The organism is Pedobacter caeni, assembly GCF_900129215.1.
In the GTDB taxonomy this organism is placed as follows: Bacteria; Bacteroidota; Bacteroidia; order Sphingobacteriales; family Sphingobacteriaceae; genus Pedobacter; species Pedobacter caeni.
In genome coordinates this window covers 410,770-429,065 of sequence record NZ_FQUQ01000004.1, presented here as the reverse complement: position 1 = coordinate 429,065, position 18,296 = coordinate 410,770, and the positions used below count along the sequence as shown (strand labels likewise).

Below are 18,296 nucleotides of genomic sequence, written 5' to 3'. Positions count from 1 at the left end.
TCATGAGCAACAATTTAACCATCAGCTACAGCAAAGCAAACGCCATTTCTTCCATTCTTGGAAAATGTACCATCAAATCACTGGGTTCAGAACTGCTCTTTCCGGTGATCAAGTTAAAAGCCAGACTTTCTGTTGCCGTGAAACAGTTTCATGAGCTTCAGGAAGCAATTTATACGGAAAGTGGACTAACACCCAATGCAGATGGTTCCATTTCCGGAGCAAGAAGCATTAATGATGTAAACAACGTTAATCAGGCACTTAAAAAGCTCTCTGAAGATGCAACGGATGTAACCGAAAAAGAAGCAAAACTGTTTACCGAAAACCACTTGCAGGAACTGTTCAATGAGAACCCAACGCTAACCACTAACGAGCTGGAGGTGTTGATCGGACTTGTAGGGTAATCTACGCTTCAGATAAAGAGAAAACCAGCAATGATCTGGCTTTCTCTTTATAAAGTGTGAGTTGTAAAACCTTAAAATTGAGCTTGATAGGTGGTTTTTGTAAATTTGTATAGCACAATAAGACGATACGAATATGATAACTACCGAGCAGCTGAATGAGAAATATGGCATCCCGAATCCAACAGGTAAGGGCTATCTGAAAACGATAAAACTTCCTTATAAAATGAGGGTTGCCTGGGAAAAGAACAGCGTAGTTACGCAAATACAATGTCATGAATTAATTGCAGATTCCTTGCTGGCCGTTTTCGAAGATATTCTTCAGTACTATGGTTACCAAAGAATTGTCGACCTGGGTATCGACCTGTATGGCGGATGTTTCAACTACAGATTAATGAGAGGAAGTAAGACCACTCTTTCCCGGCATTCCTGGGGAACTGCGATAGATCTTGACCCTGACCGGAATTTGCTAAAAGAAAGCTCCAGAACTGCACGTTTTGCCCGGCCGGAATATAAACCAATGATTGATATTTTCTATAAACAAGGATTTATCTCATTGGGAAGAGAGAAAAATTATGATTGGATGCATTTTGAAATTGGAAGATAATGGAAGAGGAGATAGAAACAAAACAAGATATGATTGATCGTAAGGCCGCCTGGTTCGAAAGGATGTTTGACCGACTGTTTTTTGCAGTCCAGCAGAATCCTTTTGCAACAATGCTACTCCTTTCTGTCGGACTGAACTTCTGGCAATACAATGTGATCAATGAAATGAACAGGTTGAGGATTCAGGACATTACCATGCTGAATGAAAAGATAAACGTTGCAGTGGCAAAAGGTGTAGAACGGGAGCTTCCAAGGCAACTGGCTCCGTATAAGGAACAACAAGACAGCAACAGCAAAAGATTAGATACCTCTCTGATCAATTTAAACGGAACAGTTGAATCCGTTAAACAATACTTTAACAAAAATAAAAGGAAATGAGAACGCTATTTATGATCACTGTATTTATGCTGATGGTATCCGGGGCTTCCTCGAGCAAACAGGGAACGCAAAAAATCTTTAAAGCGACATATATCGAACCTATTCACTTAAAACTTGACAGCATTAATGTGAAGGTCAGGGAGCTGGAAATGTTGGTGAAAGAGTATCAGTTGAACTAATATAAAACGAGACGGACAAACAGCTGAATAGCCCTTTATTTCGGGGCTAAGGGGATCGCTATGACCTGAAATTCTTAAACAAATTAATACATAAAAACAAAAACATGAACAATCAACAAACAATTGCAGAGCAGTCTGGCTCTATTATTATCGACGGTCAGGTGATTACCTATACCACATCATCAGATAAAATTACCTATTCGGATGGTAAGATTGCTTACCCCTCCATATCCAGCACCGACTTTTTGAAAGCTTATGCAACGGCAGTAGCACCTCCGGTAGACCCAGTCTTCGTTAGTGTCGGCACCGGTTCCGGACAGCTGATTCTGGATCCATTGGTAGACATTAATATTAAAATTGTACCAGGAAATTATTCTTACATCTCCATCCCAAAAGCAACAAATGTTAAAATTGATGGAACAGGGGTGAACTTGCCTGGTGGTTCTGTTGATATCGGTCAGGCCGATCACCTGGAATTCTGGGGTATTTCTGTGACTAACCAGCCTTATCGGGCAATCTCAGTTCAGAATCACAGTAATTATGTTTATTTCCACGATATGAGCTTTAAAAATGTAGGTGATTATACAATTTCCTATCATAACAGGCTGGTTTATGATGGTACAGACAGCACTGCTTCCATGAATTGGAAAATGGAAAGACTTCGTTTCGAGAATACGAGTACAGGATTCAACTGTTACGGTGCATTTGCTGATGAGGGAATCCAGAACTTAATGAAGAATTTTAAGTTTCTTAATTGTGTAATCAAAGATTGCCCGGGAATTGGAAATGTAGTCTGGATGGGGCAAGCTGAAAATTATGAAGTTGCACATAATCTTATTGACAACATTAACAGGTCATTTCCTGATCCAAATGCGCCAAACGGATATCATAACGGTATTTTTCAGATGATGGGGAACGGCTCTTTCCATGATAATAAAATCACAAACCATCAGGGAAATGCGATTCGTGCCTGGGGAGTGTCTTACGGCAATGACGTTAAAGATGTGCAGATTTATAATAATGTGGTTTGGAATAGCTGGAAGTATGGTGCCTTTGAGTTGCAGTTCAGTCCTCAGATGCAGGGTTATATGGCTCAGTATCCGTCAAGGATTAAGCCGACAAATGGAAAGGTTTATAATAACACAGCCGGCCTCATGAATACCTCCCACGACTGGGATGGGGTATTGCTTGATCTTTACTTTACTGGAGGGACACTTGAGTATTACAATAATCTTGGTTTCCAGATGTATAAGCAGGATACGGTTTGGCATCCGATTGGAAACATGATTAACATGGGAGGCTCCCCGATCACCCGTGAGGAGAACAATTATTACTTTCCTACGCAGCAGGAAGCGGTGGCAGATACCGTAAATTTTGTATCGCTCTTACCAGGAGTGGGTGCCCAATAGCTAGCGAAACTGGTTGCAGATCTTTTGAACTGCAACCAGTTTCTTTCTTAAACAGGTCAGAATGACTTTAAAAAAACTACTATGAAAAACAGATATTCGAAGCGCTTTCAATTGCTGCTGGCAATTGTTTTGTTGTCCGGCTGTGGTATGTTTCGGAAGGTGTATAAATCAACCGAATACAGTAAAGGAGAGATCAGGTCCACGGAGAAGCGTACGCTTAAGGATTGGAGTAGTGATCAGTCCATCATCACTATCCGGGAAAAATCTGATACATTGATAATGGTCCCTGCTCAAATCATAGAACAAGAGACTCCTTTTATATTGGATAGTCTCTTTAATGGCCTCCATATCATTAAGAGTGATTTTGTTGATGTGAAGCTGAGGCTTCAGCCTGAAACGGGTATTCTTTCTGCTACCGCTACATTGAACGCCCGTTCTCTCCCGGTTAAATTTGATAAAGAAACGATTGTAAAGAATGATAAGGTCAGAAAGATCAGGCAGTCGGAATCTTCGGGGAGAATTTCAAAATCAGAGCAATCCAGCGCGATAGTACAGAAAAGCCCTGTTGCGGTCTGGCCTTACCTACTTGGAGCGGGAATACTTGTGATGATTGGTTTTTCTATGTTTTATTGGCTGAAAAGGTATTATTAATGCGATTGATATGTTGATATCATTGAAAGATCAATATTTGGTCTCTACCGGGTTCAGGATAAAAAGTCCAATGTAAGAGGTGCTTTTTTTATTATAAAAGAACTATAATGAAGATGGTCTTCTCGTTTGTGAACATGAATATGATCTGTTTCCAATTAAAGGTAGGGGATATCAATAGGATTAAGACGAAAAGTAACCAGTATAATGACGGTTAGAATTGGTTCTTTCCATCCGTCATCATAAACACTTTAAATCTGATTTAAATTATTTTGGAATAAATCATTGCCTTAAGTTGATCATGACCATTTATAGTCTCATCCATTAAAGATTTGAAGTATATCTCTTCATCTATAGTTGGGTCAAGTTTGTGGGCCATTTCAGCTTGATTTCTTAAAATAACTTGAATGGCAGCACGCTGAAAAATGGTCATTTCAAGACTTGCTGCTAACAAACCACCTTCGTTTACTTCGAATTTGTTTAGGTTAAAATTGTCTAAATCTATCATAATTAAAATTTAAATAATTTCATTATAAAGCAGTAAAAAGAAAATTATTACAATAATAAAATTCAAGTATTAATTGTCAATAATTCAGAAATTACAAAAAGAAACTATTAGAATTTAATACATTAAGAAGTACTTTCCAAGCAACTAACTCACGGAATATTTGGCCCTATTTAGGTCTGAAGTAACGACATAGGGATGATTTTTGTGTAAACTATTTAATTGAAAAGTAATAAACAACTATTGAGGTGAGATTTTAAAATAAATAGCCATGGCAAGAACTATAGGAGCAAGATAGTACACAAATTAAAAGCGTTAAAGGAGAGTCAGAAACTATGAAAAAGTTGATATTTTCGATCGTCGTCAGCCTATCAATCTTAGGGATAATCATCTACCTGGCTTGTTCAATTGTTCGATAAACTCAAAATAAAACCATGAAAACAATTTTTTGCATCCTGATCGCCCTAATTGCGGTCTGCCTGATCAACTTCTGGTATCAGATTTACATTGTTGGCCGGTATTACAGCCATGCTGGTCTATTTTTAGCGACCATAGGCGCAATAATTCCAGTTGCGGTGATCATTTTGTCCATTAAATTAATAATTTACATCAAAAAAATTAAGAATGAAAAATCTATTTACAACACTCTGTATCGGCCTAACGGCTTTGTTCCTTTCTTCATGTGATCGTGCTCAGTCGAATGTTCAAACTTTGTATACCAGTAATTGCGGGGTGAGCTGGGAACTCATCAAAGCCGGTGAAACTGTGCCTAAGGGCGTGGGTATGTGCTCCTATAAAATCACTGTTCCGGATTATCCAATGCAGGGAGAAAGTGTCTTCAAAAGCGCATTTAAGAACCGTGTAATGGCTAAAATCGAAGTCACATATGATTACTCCATCACAGATGCAAAACTTTACATCGGAGAAGCTAAATACCTGGGGAAAATGAATAGTGATAGTGATAGCGAGGTTAACAGTTCAAAAGCTTATGAAACAGCAGAAAACTCTGTTATTGACAAAAGGATTAAGGAGATTGCAAGGGACCTGTTGTTAACCGAAGATATCGTTGATTTTAATCAAAATGAGTTTGAAGCTGACCTTCTTAAAAATGTGAATAGCCTCCTTAAAACAAAAGGAGTAACTTTAAACTTCCTTTCTTTTGTTCCAATTCCGGAAGAACAGACCAGGCAGGCTATCGATGTGGTAACTGCGATGAAAATATATGAATCAAAGGGACTAACCGAAATAGGTAAAGCTGTTTCAGCTGCAAGGGCGGGGGCAACCAAGGTGGAAGTGAAAGTTACTAAGGAAGATCAGGCAGTTAAAGAGGATTAATTTAAAAGGGCATTTTAGTAAACTACCTGCAGATAAAAACGGCTAAGATGAAAATCTTAGCCGTTTCGTTTGTAAGCTTGTGGAGGGGAGGGGATTCGAATCATTGGATGATTCTTTTTTCTCCCCATTAACCCGCTTATTTGTCATTAGAAAGGCTTTAATATCTTCCTTTTTTATCATATTGTCAGTTGATTGTTCAGTTTTGGTTTTCTAGGATCCGGTCTTAAAAGCATGAAATTCTCGGTGTAGCTTTCTGCTTTCATACCCTCCATTCTTTATTGCAATTTTTGCATTTGTATTTAGTGTTCTTGTGGGTTATAGCCATATAGAAGTATCCAAGGCTAATGAACATTAATGAGTAACCAATAATACCGAATAGAACACCTATTCCACCTGAATTAAACAAAAGACTTAAACCGTATCCTGACACAATAAGAAGTATTCCATAGGTAAGCTTATACTTCAGATCGAAAACAGTAATTTTATAAGAGTTGCAATTATCACACTTTACACTATCCATGAGTTTACGGCTTTGCTTCATTCCAGGGTTCAATAGCTGATTGCGCTTTGTTGTCCAAGATATAGGTTGTTACATTGAGTGAAGGGGTTTGTTCTTCGGGTTTATTGTTCTTTTTACAGCTAGCGAGTGCTGTGATACAAACTAGAAATGTTAATATGTGTTTTTTCATGGAAATAGATTATAGTTCGTTTATTATTCTTACTACATTAAATATTGCCTGTATGTCATCTAGGTGCCAATTGAATTCCTTGTGTTTAGTCTTATATTGATTGAATCCTAAATTATAGCGAAAGTGTTTATAATCCTGTTAATTAATATTCGCTAGTGTTACTCTTGTTTTGCTCAGCAACAGCTTCTTTAATTAAATTTTTGTCTTGGTATTTTACACCAACCACTAAATTTGAAGAAATATATGCAGTTATAATGCCGATTTCATCCTTTGCCCAAAATGTTTTGTATTCAGCTTTACCTAATTTTATCGCGGTAAGTTCGTGACCATCGCCTTTTTCGTATGGATATTTGAATTTTGTAAAAGGTTCGCCTTCTCCGTATTTTCTAGATAATTCTTCTACAACATCTTCATACCTGTCAATTATTTTTGCGTCTAAATCTGGGATCATTAAAATTAGACCCTGGAATAATTTGTTTTTAAACATATAAAATACCAGGTGACAATTATTAAACGCACCAAATTTAACCTTTTTAAATGTCAGGTTTTCTTTTTCCGTTAAGTCTCTAGTATAACCCTTTGCCTTCATATTAGAAATGATTGTTTCCTGAGATGAGCCAAACGGTATTCCATAAACTCCGGTTATCGGTGTGGTTTGAGAAAATGCAATTGTTGATACAGCAACAATTAAGAGTGTTATTAGATGTTTTTTCATTGTATTTGAGAGTTTTATAGTTATTACTTATTTTTCTTAGTTGCTGGTACCATTGTGAATTTGAAATCGTATTTCTTCACCTGGCCATCACTCAATAAAGCCAGTAGGTTTATTTGCTTCCCAATAGTTTGATTTATTTTGTGTTTACAGATCGTTTATTGCTTTTTTTTCGGTTTCTTTAATAGCTTTCTCGTGTTTATCAGAGAGCTCAACGTCAGCAAACCACACAGTTGGCTCTTTATGCTCAGATGCAAAATTGTATATAAGCCTTACTTTAGATCCTTTCCAGTAATATTTATCCATAAATCTATTGGGTTTTTCGGAGTACATTCCGTAAGCTTCTCTTAAAATACGGTTAACAGCGGTACCAGTTTCTTTTTCAAGAAAAATAAAAATATCTTTTATCTTTCCATTGAATGCTATTAGGGTTATAGATTTAACGTTAGCTGACCCTATTTTCAATCCGGAATTATCCATGTAATCATAATATTGATTCTCCTTGTCGACAAGTTTGACCTTAGTTGAGATTGTAGAAATATCTGCCCCCAGTCTTATTTCTTTGAAACCGTTCTTATAATCTAAATACTTTAGACTACCTGCAGCTGGTGCGGTTCCTGTTTCATTTTGACCAAATGCAACAATAGTTGAGGATAGGAGGATTGTTAAGGTAAAAAGCGCTAGTAATTGTTTTTTCATGATTATTGAGTTGTTTTTTTCTAAGTTGCTGGTTCTATCATAAGAGTATTCTTTAAAATTTTCTGCTTTATATAACATTCTTTGAAAGCCTTAAATTAGATGGTTAATGGCTTATTAGGCAGTTATTGTGTTTTTTAATTTTTGTTGATTCCCATTTTATGAACCTTTAATAAATCCAATATTTTAAATTTTTTGCAAATCTAGGGCTAAAATTAACAGAAATTAGAAATTTTGAGTGTTTTCTCAGCCCAATTGTCGAACACTAGAGGTTACGATATATCTAGGATACTTTTGAACCATACCTATCATAAAAAGCACCAGTACCTTTGGCATCCAGTCGGCCTACAATAACTGTTTCCGAACTATTTGATAATTTAAATTTTGGTCGCAAATGCTCATGCGACTTGGGTAGGCTTATTTGTTACTGGTTTAGACATTGTTATTTTTCCTTAAATGTGTCTGTTACCTTGTCCATCGCTTTATTCATATGAAAAACTTCTGTATTGATGATGGTCGCGCCAGTTATATTTTTGCCGCGGAATGTATGACTCATTTTGTATCCGTTAAATTCAGGTTTAAATGCAGCGCTATCAGCACTCATTGTTTTGTATATCTGTTTTACAGATAGCAGCATTTCTTTGTTAACTTTTAGAATTGATAGCATCTCCTCCCGTTCAGCATTGTCAAATTTACTACCTTCATACCAATCGTAATATTTTATTTTTGATAGTTGATTTTTATTTTCAATCTGCTCAATCTTTTTTTCTAATTTTTCGACACTATCCATCAATTTTACGGCTGTTAAGTTTTTTTTCTTATATATGTCCGAAGATTTATAGTCACTATAGGATGAATCCAAAGTTCCATACTCAACTGGCTCGTAACTTTTGAAATCATGCATTGTTTTTGATAAATATTCCTTGATAGATTTTTTGGCTTTGTCTTCCTTAGAGCAAGAGTAAAAGAGTACCGATGTAACCGCCAAGAGCGTTAATAGTTGTTTTTTCATGATTATTGAGTTGTTTGTTCTTTGTTGCTGGTGCCATCTTAAAATTGAAATCTTATTTTCTTCTCCTTGCCATCAATCAGGAGCACTAATCGGATTTTTACCGTGTGAGGTTTTGGGGTTTACCGACGGCATAGAAGTCTTTTTTACAAAGCATTTGGAGTTTGTTGGTATCATCCTGACCTGTTTGCCTGGTAACACCCAATGTATTTGTTGGATTGAGGTCACAAACTTTCCTCCTTTATAGTCAATTGTAAATAGATTGTTTGCATTTGTATTGTTCAATAATAACAAAGATAAACATAACTATTAGGAACGTATATAGCAAATAAGTACTACTATGGATCTATTAGAAGGAAACTACAATATCGTCGTATTAAACTTTGAGATTGGTATCCTCAGATCTAATTTAGAGTAATGTTTATGGTGTCAACAGATTTTGCCAGTTGGTGTTCACATGGTGTCAACAAACAGCGGTTCGATTTGATATTAAAAATACTAATTTTATTAGTGACACCGCTTAAAAGAGAAAACGGCTAAGATTTTCATCTTAGCCGTTTCGTTTGTAATCTTGTGGAGCCGAAGGGGTTCGAACCCTTGTCCAGTTGTGTGATAAGTTATGCCTTCTACATGCTTGTTTTCCATTCAATTGTCGGGAGCAGACGGGCCGGAAACCTACCTTGCCTTTTTCCTTAGGTACTTTATCTCGCTACTGTATCATACCCTACAGCGGCCAGCTTTGTTATTTCGATGCCCCGGATTCTAACCTAACAATGCAGCAGTCAGAGGGACAAAAGCTAAGCTAATTCTAAATTAGGCAGCTAAGGCGTAGTTATTTTCGCCAATTATAGTGTGAACGTTCTCTTTAAAGTGCTCTCCGTACAACGCACTGCATGCTAACATACATAGCGCCACCCTGTCAAATCCAAAACGGCCCCATTTTGTTAGGATTACAAACTTACAAAAAATTATGCGATTGTCCTACCTGGATATTGATTTAATGCGATTTCCAGACAATCCATCGACTTATTCAGGTCTTCAGTATTCAATACATAAGCCATTCTTACTTCATTTTTTCCTGAACCAGGGGTAGAATAGAATCCTGTAGCAGGAGCCATCATTACCGTTTGTCCCTCATGGTCAAAGCTTTCCAGCATCCACTGACAAAATACATCAGCATCATCAATCGGAAGTTTAGCCACTACATAAAATGCGCCACCCGGATTTGGACAGAACACACCCTCAATTGCGTTTAACCTTTTAACGATCGTATCTCTGCGTAAGGTATATTCCTTATTTACAGCTTCAAAATAGCTGTCCGGAGTATCTACAGCTGCGGTACCGGCAATTTGTTCTACCATACCAGGGCTCAGTCTTGCCTGTGCAAACTTTAATCCTGATTTAATTACTTCTTTATTCTTGGTGATCAGACATCCCAATCTTGCACCACAGGCACTGTATCTTTTAGAAACGGTATCCATGATGACCACATTCTCATCAATTCCATCCAGATGCATTGGAGAGATGAATGCTTTTCCGTCATAACAGAATTCGCGGTAAGCCTCATCAGAGAATAAGAATAAATCATATTTCAGACACAATTCCTTCAATGCTTCCAGTTCCTCTTTTGAATATAAATAACCGGTAGGGTTATTTGGATTACAAATGATGATGGCTTTAGTACGTTCTGTGATCAGTTTTTCAAACTCTGCGATAGGAGGGAGCGCAAAACCATTCTCAATGAAAGATAAGATGGGTTTTACCACTACATTACTCATGCAGGCAAAGCCATTGTAGTTTGCATAGAAAGGCTCAGGAATGATGATCTCATCACCTTCATTTACACAGGTTTGCATGGCGATGGTGATCGCTTCAGAGCCACCAACAGTCACTAATATATCTTCAGGGGTGATGTTATAACCCAGTTTGTTGTAGTATTCGGCTAATTTGCTGCGGTAAGATAAAGTACCTTCAGACGGGGTATATGCCCAAACATTAAAATCAATGTTTTTAATGGCATTTAACATGCCCTCTGGGGTAGCAATATCGGGTTGACCAATATTCAAGTGATAAACCTTTTTACCCTCCTTTTTTGCCTGATCGGCATAAGGGGTAAGTTTTCTAATCGGCGAGGCGGGCATTTGTAACCCTTTTTCTGAAATGTTAGGCATGGCACAAAAATAAAAAACCTCGTTGATTAACGAGGTTTTAATAAAAAATATCTTTAAAAATGTTACTTGCTGTTTGCAGCTACAGTTTCTCCTTTAATGTACAACACTTTAGTCGTTGTTTTTGCATTGGAAGTAATGGTAATGCTTTTGCTGAATGGCATGGCAGCACCAGTAGGGTTGTAAGTAACTTTGATCACACCTGATTCTCCCTTTTTAACGGGAGTTTGTGTGTATTCAGGTACAGTACATCCGCAAGTAGTTTCTACTTTAGTAAGAATTAATGGTTGATCTCCAACATTGGTGAACTTAAATTCAACCGTTGCAGCTTTGTTCAATGGGATTTTACCAAAATCGTGAAGCTCTTTATCAAATTTGAACTCTGCAGGTTTTGTTTGAGCGTTAGTTGCAACACTTACTCCTAAAATTAATGTAAATAATAGTAATAACTTTTTCATGATTATGGTGTTTTAAAACAAATTTAATCTTTTGATTCATAAATCAAAAAGTATTCCAATATATAAATTACAGGACAGCCATAAGTCATACTTTAGATTTTATGTATCTTTGTCGCCTAACTAATATTGCTTATGATGCCGGATATAAAACCTACTACTAATCCCATTGACGCTTCAGAGTTAAGTTTTGAGGACTTCAAAACCATTGTGGTAAACGATTATAAAATAGCTTTCGAGAGTAGACAAGCCAGTTTATTAGGTCGTAAGGAGGTTTTAACAGGTAAGGCTAAGTTTGGTATTTTTGGTGATGGTAAGGAGGTTCCTCAGATCGCCATGGCCAAAGCTTTTAAGAATGGTGATTGGCGCTCGGGATATTACAGAGATCAGACATTTGCATTTGCTACAGGCATTTGCACCATCAAAGAATTTTTTGCCCAACTATATGCCAACCCCAGCGTTGAAGCTGAACCTGCATCTGCAGGGAGACAAATGAATTGTCATTTTTCCACCCGCTCTATTAATGAAGACGGTAGCTGGAAAGACCTTACCGAGATGAAAAACTCTTCATCCGATATTGCACCTACAGGTGGACAAATGGCCAGGTTAGTCGGATTGGCCTACGCTTCCAAATTATTCAGACAAAACCCGGAACTGGAATACCTGAAAAACTTCTCCGTAAAAGGAAACGAAGTAGCTTTCGGAACAATTGGTAATGCTTCTACCTCAGAAGGGGTGTTCTTTGAAGCCATCAATGCCGCAGGGGTATTACAAATCCCTATGGCCATTTCCATTTGGGATGATGCCTATGGAATTTCCGTTCCTGCGAAATATCAGACCACTAAAGAAGACATTTCAGAAATTCTGAAAGGCTTCCAGAGAGATGAAAATGCGGCCGGATATGAAATTTATAAGGTAAGAGGCTGGGATTACCCTGCGCTATGTGAAACCTATCAGCGGGCAATTGATGTCTGCAGGGAAGAACATGTTCCGGTAATGATCCATGTAACTGAAGTGACACAACCACAAGGTCATTCTACTTCCGGTTCACACGAACGTTATAAAGATAAAGACCGCTTAGACTGGGAGAAAGAATACGATTGTATCGCTCAGATGCGCAAATGGATGATTGAATCCGCCATTATCCCTGAAGAGGAGCTTGCTACCCTGGAAGATACGGCAAAGAAGTTTGTTCGTGAAACACAGAAAGAAGCGTGGAATGAGTTTCTTGCTGATATAAAAACAGAAAAAGATCAGGTCATTGAATTGATCAATACCCTTGCAAAAGGAAACCCTGCTCTGACAAAAATTACGACTCAACTGGCAAATACTCCGGATGCACAACGTAAAGAAGTAATCTCTTCTGCAAGAAAAGCATTGCGACTAAGCCTGCAACATCCTTCAGCAGAAAGAAATGAACTGTTGGAATGGTACACCGCTCAGAGTGGAATGAATGAGGAGCGTTACTCTTCAAAACTATTTACAGACGGTAAAGAAAGCCCGTTTTTAGTAGATATGATTGCCGCGGAATATACAGAAACCAGTAAAATGGTGGATGGACGTGAATTGCTGAATGCCTGCTTTGATGCGAACTTCGGACGCGATCCGCGCCTGGTGGCTTTCGGTGAAGATCTTGGTGCTATTGGTGATGTAAATCAGGGATTTGCCGGATTACAAGCCAAATATGGTGACCTTAGAATCACGGATACCGGAATCCGGGAAATGACCATTGTTGGTCAGGGAATCGGATTGGCATTACGCGGTTTAAAACCTATCGCAGAAATCCAGTACCTGGATTATCTTTTGTTTGCGTTAAACGTACTGAGTGATGATCTTGCGAGTTTATCTTACCGCACCAAAGCCGGACAAAAAGCACCTGTTATCATCAGGACCCGTGGACATAGGTTAGAAGGTGTATGGCATTCAGGATCACCAATAGGAATGATTCTTGGATCTTTACGTGGATTACACATCTGTGTGCCCCGCAACATGACCCAGGCTGCGGGAATGTATAATACGCTGTTCAGATCTGATGAACCTGCCCTGGTAATTGAATGTCTGAACGGATACAGATTAAAAGAAAAACTTCCGGAAAATGTGGGCGATTATACCGTTCCATTGGGTAAAGCTGAAGTGGTTAAAGAAGGATCCGACCTCACGATCGTATCTTATGGATCTACACTCAGGATCGTAGAAGAAGCGGCTGAAGAACTGGCTCAGTTCGGGATCTCTGTAGAGATTGTCGATCCACAAACCCTGTTGCCTTTTGATACAGACCAGCTTTGCGCTAAATCTTTAAGTAAAACCAATAAATTATTAGTGGTTGATGAAGATGTTCCCGGTGGTGGAGCCGCATTTATTCTGCAACAGATTTTAGAAGAACAAAAAGGATATTATCACCTTGATGGACAGCCGAAAACACTGACGGCTAAAGCACACCGTCCTCCTTATGGTTCTGATGGTGATTATTTCAGCAAACCATCCGTAGATGATGTGGTAGAAGCGGTATATCAAATGATGCACGATCACAATGCAGTTAAATACCCTGCTATATTTTAATCAAAAACATACCACATAAAAAAAGGTGTTCCATAAATGGAACACCTTTTTTTATACAATTAAGATCTCTGCTAATCCAACTTGCTGCTCTTATTTCTAAGCAACTGGTCAGCCAGTACCAAAGCAGCCATGGCTTCCACGATAACTACCGCACGCGGCACCACACATGGATCATGACGGCCCTTCCCTTTAATCTCTGCGGCCTCACCGGCTGCATTGATCGTTTGTTGGTTGTGCATGATCGTTGCTACAGGCTTAAATGCAACAGTAAAATTGATTTCCATCCCATTAGAGATACCTCCCTGGATTCCTCCGGAGAAATTCGTTAAGGTTTTAGGGGCATCATCTCCCGGAATAAAGATGTCGTTATGTTCAGAACCTCTCATTTCGCTTCCGCTAAAACCGGATCCGTATTCAAAACCATGAACGGCATTGATGCTGAGCATGGCCTTACCTAAATCTGCATGTAATTTATCAAATACGGGTTCACCAAGGCCTACAGGACAGTTTCTGATGATACAGCTGACCTTACCACCAATAGTATCTCCGTCTTTTCTGATGCCATCAATACATTCAATCATCTCTCTTGCCGTTGCAGGATCTGCACAGCGGACAATATTCTCTTCCCTGATCTCCAATAACTGATCTACAGTTAAGGACGATTCCAGGTTAGGTGCGTTGATTTTTCCTACGGCAGAAACATGGGCGAAAATTTCTATGCCATGGTGCTTTAACAGCAATTTGGCAATGGCCCCTGCAGCAACGCGGGCAGCAGTTTCTCTTGCAGAGGAACGGCCACCACCACGGTGATCACGGATGCCATACTTTGCATCATAAGTATAATCTGCATGCGAAGGACGGTAAACATCTGTATTATGACTGTAATCCTTACTTCTTTGGTCTTCATTAGGGATCAGCATGGCAATAGGAGTACCTGTGCTTTTACCTTCAAAAGTTCCTGAAAGGATCTGAACAGTATCACTTTCCTTCCTTTGAGTAGTGATTTTTGACTGCCCTGGCCTGCGTTTATCCAATTCAGACTGGATAAAATCCAGGTCAATTGGCAATTGTGCCGGACAACCATCTAATATAACACCAATAGCTGCACCGTGGGATTCGCCAAAGGTGCTGATGCGAAATAGTTGTCCGAATGTATTACCTGCCATTTTTGTTAGTTTTATAAGTTAATTTAAATCGCTGCCACTGTAAATCCTGCTTTGCTCAGGTCTTTCCAGAAGTCAGGGTAAGATTTCTCTACTACATCCATTTCCTCCAATACCACTTCTTTAATCAGGAGACTAAGCGGTGCAAATGCCATCGCCATGCGGTGATCTTCATATGTACCAAAAGTCACACGATCAGGGAAATGAAGCCCATCACAATTTAACGTGTAAACGAGGTTATCCTCAGTTAAAGTTACACCAATTTTGGCGAGTTCATTTTGTAAAGCTTTAATGCGGTCGGTTTCTTTAATCTTTAAAGTTTCCAGTCCGGTAAAGGAAAGGTTTTTCTTTAAAGCGGCAGCACATACGATAATGGTCTGTGCCAGATCCGGGCAATCTTTTAAATCTAAAATGGCATCAGTAAAATCAGTGGTTGAGGAGCTTAAGGTAATTCCTGTAGCTGTGGTTGCAGTTTGCACACCGAATGCAGTCATGATAGACCGGATTCTGCTGTCTCCCTGTAAACTTTGTTCCTTTAAATAGGGTAAAGAAATTTCTGCTTCATTTGCTAAACATGCGATGCTGTACCAGTAAGATGCCGCACTCCAGTCGGGCTCTACCACCAGCGTTGCTGCTTTGAAAGGCTGCGGTTTGATGCTGATGTTATTGCCATCCCAGTTATGACTGATTCCTGCTTCTTCCAGCATATTCAGGGTCATATTTACATAAGGAAGAGAGGTTAATTCTCCTTCGATCTGTAAGGTTAAACCTTGCTCCAATGTAGGGGCGATCATCAATAACGCAGAAATATACTGACTGCTGATGTCGCCTTTGATTTTAACCGTCCCTTTGCTTTGAGGCAGTGGACCGGTAATGCTCAATGGAGGAAAACCCTCCTTTTCTGCATAGCTGATTTCTGCACCGATTGTTTTTAAAGCCTCAGCAAGGATCCCGATCGGACGTTGTTTCATCCGTTCCGTTCCTGTCAGTAAAAAATTACCCGGAAGGGTAGGGAGGTAAGCGGTTAAGAAGCGCATGGCCGTACCGGCAGGGCCCACATCAACGGTTTGCTGATGTGGAGCTGTGCTGGAAATCTGTTTTAAAATGCGGTCAAGCGTAACGGAGTCCGCTGCGATAGACATATTGTCTACTTTTACTGTCCCCTTGCTTGCAGCACTAATGATTAATGCCCTGTTGCACTCGCTTTTAGAGCCCGTAAGCGCGATCTCTGTATGGATTTTTGTGTTTCCCGTAAAAGAAACAAGTGCATGCTTACTCATTATTAAGATTTAACTTCTGTATGTGTTTCTGCTGCAATGCCTTTTTCTGCTTTGCCTGCATTCATAATTTCTGTTTGTTTGCGGATAGACTCACCGTGAACCAATTCTAAGAATTTCTCCGTAAAGTTTAAGTCTAATTTTAAAGCTTTAGCAAAGGAAATTCCTTTGTTCATGATCGCATCCCAACGGTTTACCTGTAAAATCGTTACCTGGTTATCGCGTTTGAACTCACCAATTTTGCCTACGATGGCCATACGCTCACCTAGTTTTTGCAACAACTGATCATCAATTTTATCAATTTGCTTACGTAAATCAGCCAGTTGATCTACAAAAGCTTCGTTTTGAGATTCTGGTTCACGTACCGTTAAACGCTCTACCAATTCGCTTAAAGCAGCAGGCGTTACCTGTTGTTTTGCATCTGTCCAGGCTACTGAAGGATCAACATGTGATTCGATCATCAGACCTTGCATGTCTAAATCCAGTGCTTTTTGAGAAATGTAAGGAATCAGTTCGCGGTTACCGCAGATATGACTTGGATCATTGATGATCGGAAGATCAGGACATAAAGTTTTCAATTGAATGGCAAGTTCCCACATTGGTTCATTACGGAAAGAGCTTTTCTCGAATGAAGAGAAACCACGGTGGATCGCTCCTAATTTGGTGATTCCTGCACCATTGATACGCTCTAATGCACCAACCCATAACTGAAGATCAGGGTTTACCGGGTTTTTAACCAATACCGGAATGTCAACACCTTTTAAAGCATCAGCAATTTCCTGAACTGTGAACGGATTTACAGTCGAACGTGCACCAATCCATAGGATATCTACACCAGCAGCTAAAGCTTCTTCAACGTGTTTCGCATTTGCAACCTCAACAGCAGTTGGTAATCCTGTTTCTGCTTTTGCTCTTTTCAACCATTCTAATCCGATGCTGCCAATACCTTCGAACTCTCCCGGACGGGTACGTGGCTTCCAGATACCAGCTCTCAGAACCGATACTTTTCCGGTTGCAGCCAATAAATGTGCAGTAGTTAATAGTTGTTCCTCAGTTTCTGCACTGCATGGTCCTGAGATGATCAATGGCTCGTTGTTGGTGTTAAGCCAGGTATTTAATGGCTGGATGTTCAATTGTAATTTCATTTTTTTGGGGTTTAATTTTTGTATGTTTTATGAAGGTGTTTTATCTTTTATACTTTATCGTTTTTCTGGTATTCTCCCAGAATGTTGAAGTTTACCGTGTATTTTAAGGTCTGTCGGATGGCTTTATCGTATTGTTCCATGTTATTCCATTCCATATCTACGTAGAAGTAATACTCGTTTCTTTTTCCCAGAACAGGCATACTCTGGATCTTTGTTAAATTCACCTCCTGTTCGGCGAAGATGTTGAGCACTTTGGAAAGTGCACCTACATGGTTTCCTACCTGGAAACAAATTGAGGCTTTATTGATGTCCTGAAGTTCTTCTGTTTTATCTTTTCTAAGCACAAGGAAACGGGTATAGTTCTTTTTGTTGGACTCAATTCTTCTTTCGATGATATTTAATCCGTATAATTCTGCAGCCAGCGTGTTTGCAATGGCCACTGTATCTGTTAATTGTTCTTCTTTAATGCGTTTTGCACAAGCTGCGGTATCGTTACTTTCAATCACCTGAATGTGCGGGAAATCATCGAAAAAATCTACGCACTGGCGGATCGCAATAGGGTGGGAGGTGGCATACTTAATGTCCTCAAATTTCACTCCTGGCAAAGCCATCAGGTGCAACTGGATAGGCAGATAAACTTCTCCTACAACTGCGAAATTGTATTCACGAATCAAAGTGTAGTTGGGTAAAAGGCTGCCTGCAATAGAATTTTCAATAGCCATGATCACAAAGTCAGATTCCTTATTCTCCAGGCTCTCGCAAGTCTGTTTGAAGGAATTACATTCTATGGTTTCAATGTCTTTTCCGAAGAATTTGAAAGCGGCTTCTTCGTGAAATGACGCTTTAATACCTTGAATCGCTACTCTTGTTTTTTTCTGTTTCATTTTAGCTATTGAGTTTCTATGGTCATGAAGCTTGCGGAAGGCTTGTTTTTTGAACTTCTGCAGGTCTCGGTTTTTGCATTA

18 protein-coding genes and 1 other RNA gene are annotated in these 18,296 nt (G+C 39.1%); 8 read left to right on the top strand and 11 right to left on the bottom strand.

All coding sequences use genetic code 11. The features are described 5' to 3' along the window. Nucleotides 1–2: 2 nt before the first annotated feature. From BUC20_RS21365 to BUC20_RS21340, 6 genes are all read left to right on the top strand, one after another. Nucleotides 3–401 carry a hypothetical protein gene (locus BUC20_RS21365; protein WP_073233076.1) on the top strand — a complete coding sequence of 133 codons (399 nt, stop codon included), beginning with the start codon at nucleotides 3–5 and terminating at the stop codon, nucleotides 399–401. A 133-nt stretch (nucleotides 402–534) separates the two neighbouring features. Beyond that, nucleotides 535–1,005 carry a M15 family metallopeptidase gene (locus BUC20_RS21360; protein WP_073233075.1) on the top strand — a complete coding sequence of 157 codons (471 nt, stop codon included), beginning with the start codon at nucleotides 535–537 and terminating at the stop codon, nucleotides 1,003–1,005. Further along, nucleotides 1,005–1,382, top strand: coding sequence for a hypothetical protein (locus BUC20_RS21355; RefSeq protein WP_073233074.1), 378 nt, complete (start codon nucleotides 1,005–1,007; stop codon nucleotides 1,380–1,382). Before BUC20_RS21360 ends, BUC20_RS21355 begins: the two co-directional genes overlap by 1 nt. Then, a complete protein-coding gene (locus BUC20_RS21350; RefSeq protein WP_073233073.1) occupies nucleotides 1,379–1,561 on the top strand; it encodes a hypothetical protein in 183 nt (60 codons plus the stop codon). The genes BUC20_RS21355 and BUC20_RS21350 overlap by 4 nt, the downstream gene beginning before the upstream one ends. 104 nt (nucleotides 1,562–1,665) lie before the next feature. Next, the gene (locus BUC20_RS21345; protein ID WP_073233072.1) at nucleotides 1,666–2,970 is read left to right on the top strand and encodes a hypothetical protein; all 1,305 of its coding nucleotides are present in this window, start codon (nucleotides 1,666–1,668) and stop codon (nucleotides 2,968–2,970) included. Nucleotides 2,971–3,051: 81 nt separating this feature from the next. Further along, a complete protein-coding gene (locus tag BUC20_RS21340; protein ID WP_073233071.1) occupies nucleotides 3,052–3,621 on the top strand; it encodes a hypothetical protein in 570 nt (189 codons plus the stop codon). 259 nt (nucleotides 3,622–3,880) lie between these two features. Here the strand turns inward: BUC20_RS21340 and BUC20_RS21335 are convergent, their stop codons facing one another. Beyond that, the gene (locus BUC20_RS21335; RefSeq protein WP_073233070.1) at nucleotides 3,881–4,126 is read right to left on the bottom strand and encodes a hypothetical protein; all 246 of its coding nucleotides are present in this window, start codon (nucleotides 4,124–4,126) and stop codon (nucleotides 3,881–3,883) included. A 621-nt stretch (nucleotides 4,127–4,747) separates the two neighbouring features. Here BUC20_RS21335 and BUC20_RS21325 point away from each other — a divergent pair. Next, complete coding sequence (locus BUC20_RS21325; RefSeq protein ID WP_143166871.1) at nucleotides 4,748–5,458, top strand: SPFH domain-containing protein; 711 nt, start codon at nucleotides 4,748–4,750, stop codon at nucleotides 5,456–5,458. A gap of 831 nt (nucleotides 5,459–6,289) precedes the next feature. Here the strand turns inward: BUC20_RS21325 and BUC20_RS21315 are convergent. The 6 genes from BUC20_RS21315 to BUC20_RS21290 all read right to left on the bottom strand — a co-directional run bounded on the left by BUC20_RS21315 (nucleotide 6,290) and on the right by BUC20_RS21290 (nucleotide 11,190). Next, the gene (locus BUC20_RS21315) at nucleotides 6,290–6,862 is read right to left on the bottom strand and encodes a hypothetical protein (protein WP_143166870.1); all 573 of its coding nucleotides are present in this window, start codon (nucleotides 6,860–6,862) and stop codon (nucleotides 6,290–6,292) included. A 144-nt stretch (nucleotides 6,863–7,006) separates the two neighbouring features. Beyond that, nucleotides 7,007–7,636, bottom strand: coding sequence for a hypothetical protein (locus BUC20_RS21310; protein WP_073233065.1), 630 nt, complete (start codon nucleotides 7,634–7,636; stop codon nucleotides 7,007–7,009). Nucleotides 7,637–7,997: 361 nt separating this feature from the next. Then, nucleotides 7,998–8,567, bottom strand: coding sequence for a hypothetical protein (locus BUC20_RS21305; RefSeq protein WP_143166868.1), 570 nt, complete (start codon nucleotides 8,565–8,567; stop codon nucleotides 7,998–8,000). Between the two features lie 568 nt (nucleotides 8,568–9,135). Further along, nucleotides 9,136–9,502, bottom strand: a transfer-messenger RNA (tmRNA) gene (gene ssrA / locus BUC20_RS21300). A 30-nt stretch (nucleotides 9,503–9,532) separates the two neighbouring features. Beyond that, nucleotides 9,533–10,735 (bottom strand): pyridoxal phosphate-dependent aminotransferase, encoded by a 1,203-nt coding sequence (locus BUC20_RS21295; protein ID WP_073233063.1) that lies wholly within the window; start codon nucleotides 10,733–10,735, stop codon nucleotides 9,533–9,535. A gap of 62 nt (nucleotides 10,736–10,797) precedes the next feature. Beyond that, nucleotides 10,798–11,190, bottom strand: coding sequence for a DUF1573 domain-containing protein (locus BUC20_RS21290; RefSeq protein WP_073233062.1), 393 nt, complete (start codon nucleotides 11,188–11,190; stop codon nucleotides 10,798–10,800). Between the two features lie 132 nt (nucleotides 11,191–11,322). On the opposite strand from BUC20_RS21290, the gene BUC20_RS21285 reads away from it, so the two are divergent. After that, nucleotides 11,323–13,746, top strand: a complete 2,424-nt coding sequence (locus tag BUC20_RS21285) for an alpha-ketoacid dehydrogenase subunit alpha/beta (protein WP_073233061.1) — start codon at nucleotides 11,323–11,325, stop codon at nucleotides 13,744–13,746. A 71-nt stretch (nucleotides 13,747–13,817) separates the two neighbouring features. On the opposite strand, the gene aroC is transcribed toward BUC20_RS21285, so the two are convergent. From aroC to BUC20_RS21265, 4 genes are read right to left on the bottom strand one after another with little or no spacing between them, the layout of a single operon-like run. Beyond that, entirely contained in the window at nucleotides 13,818–14,912 is a 1,095-nt protein-coding gene (gene aroC, locus BUC20_RS21280) for a chorismate synthase (protein ID WP_073233060.1), read from the bottom strand. Between the two features lie 23 nt (nucleotides 14,913–14,935). After that, nucleotides 14,936–16,189, bottom strand: a complete 1,254-nt coding sequence (gene aroA, locus BUC20_RS21275) for a 3-phosphoshikimate 1-carboxyvinyltransferase (RefSeq protein ID WP_073233059.1) — start codon at nucleotides 16,187–16,189, stop codon at nucleotides 14,936–14,938. Between the two features lie 2 nt (nucleotides 16,190–16,191). Further along, nucleotides 16,192–17,331 (bottom strand): chorismate mutase, encoded by a 1,140-nt coding sequence (locus BUC20_RS21270; protein ID WP_073233058.1) that lies wholly within the window; start codon nucleotides 17,329–17,331, stop codon nucleotides 16,192–16,194. A gap of 47 nt (nucleotides 17,332–17,378) precedes the next feature. Next, complete coding sequence (locus tag BUC20_RS21265) at nucleotides 17,379–18,215, bottom strand: prephenate dehydratase (RefSeq protein ID WP_073233057.1); 837 nt, start codon at nucleotides 18,213–18,215, stop codon at nucleotides 17,379–17,381. Nucleotides 18,216–18,296 lie beyond the last annotated feature (81 nt).

Excerpts from the sequence above, each read along its gene's own strand:
- BUC20_RS21295 (WP_073233063.1), bottom strand. The coding sequence starts at position 10,735 with ATGCCTAACATTTCAGAAAAAGGGTTACAAATGCCCGCCTCGCCGATT.
- BUC20_RS21290 (WP_073233062.1), bottom strand. The coding sequence starts at position 11,190 with ATGAAAAAGTTATTACTATTATTTACATTAATTTTAGGAGTAAGTGTT.
- BUC20_RS21360 (WP_073233075.1), top strand. The coding sequence starts at position 535 with ATGATAACTACCGAGCAGCTGAATGAGAAATATGGCATCCCGAATCCA.
- BUC20_RS21335 (WP_073233070.1), bottom strand. The coding sequence starts at position 4,126 with ATGATAGATTTAGACAATTTTAACCTAAACAAATTCGAAGTAAACGAA.
- BUC20_RS21285 (WP_073233061.1), top strand. The coding sequence starts at position 11,323 with ATGATGCCGGATATAAAACCTACTACTAATCCCATTGACGCTTCAGAG.
- BUC20_RS21340 (WP_073233071.1), top strand. The coding sequence starts at position 3,052 with ATGAAAAACAGATATTCGAAGCGCTTTCAATTGCTGCTGGCAATTGTT.
- BUC20_RS21265 (WP_073233057.1), bottom strand. The coding sequence starts at position 18,215 with ATGAAACAGAAAAAAACAAGAGTAGCGATTCAAGGTATTAAAGCGTCA.
- BUC20_RS21310 (WP_073233065.1), bottom strand. The coding sequence starts at position 7,636 with ATGTTATATAAAGCAGAAAATTTTAAAGAATACTCTTATGATAGAACC.
- BUC20_RS21365 (WP_073233076.1), top strand. The coding sequence starts at position 3 with ATGAGCAACAATTTAACCATCAGCTACAGCAAAGCAAACGCCATTTCT.
- aroA (WP_073233059.1), bottom strand. The coding sequence starts at position 16,189 with ATGAGTAAGCATGCACTTGTTTCTTTTACGGGAAACACAAAAATCCAT.
- BUC20_RS21305 (WP_143166868.1), bottom strand. The coding sequence starts at position 8,567 with ATGAAAAAACAACTATTAACGCTCTTGGCGGTTACATCGGTACTCTTT.
- BUC20_RS21345 (WP_073233072.1), top strand. The coding sequence starts at position 1,666 with ATGAACAATCAACAAACAATTGCAGAGCAGTCTGGCTCTATTATTATC.
- BUC20_RS21325 (WP_143166871.1), top strand. The coding sequence starts at position 4,748 with ATGAAAAATCTATTTACAACACTCTGTATCGGCCTAACGGCTTTGTTC.
- aroC (WP_073233060.1), bottom strand. The coding sequence starts at position 14,912 with ATGGCAGGTAATACATTCGGACAACTATTTCGCATCAGCACCTTTGGC.
- BUC20_RS21350 (WP_073233073.1), top strand. The coding sequence starts at position 1,379 with ATGAGAACGCTATTTATGATCACTGTATTTATGCTGATGGTATCCGGG.
- BUC20_RS21270 (WP_073233058.1), bottom strand. The coding sequence starts at position 17,331 with ATGAAATTACAATTGAACATCCAGCCATTAAATACCTGGCTTAACACC.
- BUC20_RS21355 (WP_073233074.1), top strand. The coding sequence starts at position 1,005 with ATGGAAGAGGAGATAGAAACAAAACAAGATATGATTGATCGTAAGGCC.
- BUC20_RS21315 (WP_143166870.1), bottom strand. The coding sequence starts at position 6,862 with ATGAAAAAACATCTAATAACACTCTTAATTGTTGCTGTATCAACAATT.